1 protein-coding gene is annotated in these 585 nt (G+C 32.3%); it reads left to right on the plus strand.

The annotated features are described in order from the left end of the window. Positions 1-50 precede the first annotated feature (50 nt). Positions 51-585, plus strand: a 535-nt coding sequence (locus QZL64_RS12950) for a helix-turn-helix domain-containing protein (protein ID WP_369665160.1), incomplete at its 3' end; no start/stop codon positions are given.

Consider the following 585-nt stretch of genomic DNA (forward strand, 5'->3'; position numbering starts at 1 on the left):
TGAACTGCACCCCAAAAATTGGACACAATTTTTGGAGGTGCAGTTTTTTTATGACAAAGTATTCTAAAGAAATCAAAGAAAAAGTTTACTATCTATTTGAGCGTGGATGGGGATTCCATGCAACTGCTAAAGAATTAAATATTCCTGAAGGTACCGTACGTAACTGGTTATTTAAGTATAAGAATGGTTATTCGACAAACAGAAGAATAAGGAAACGTAATTTTTCAGCTGAATTTAAACAAACTGTTATTGAAACTAGATGGGCAAATAGTTTATCCTTTAAGGAAACAGCAGAATTATTTAACTTAGATAATCCTAGCTTAATTGCAATTTGGCAAAAGAGTTATTTAGATGAAGGAATATCAGGATTACAGCCTAAACCTAAAGGTAGACCACCTATGCAACCTAAAAAACAACCTAAAGAACAACCTAAAGAACAAAATAATCAATCTATTAAGTCTGACAAAGAACGCATCAAAGCACTTGAAGCAGAGAATGCCCGGTTAAAATATGAACTTTCGTTTTACAATGATTTTATGGAAGAAATGCGTAAAATTGCTAAACCTAACCGATCTGTAAAAAAAA

It is taken from the genome of Veillonella sp. CAG:933, assembly GCF_000431435.1.
Classification (GTDB): domain Bacteria; phylum Bacillota; class Negativicutes; order Veillonellales; family Veillonellaceae; genus Veillonella_A.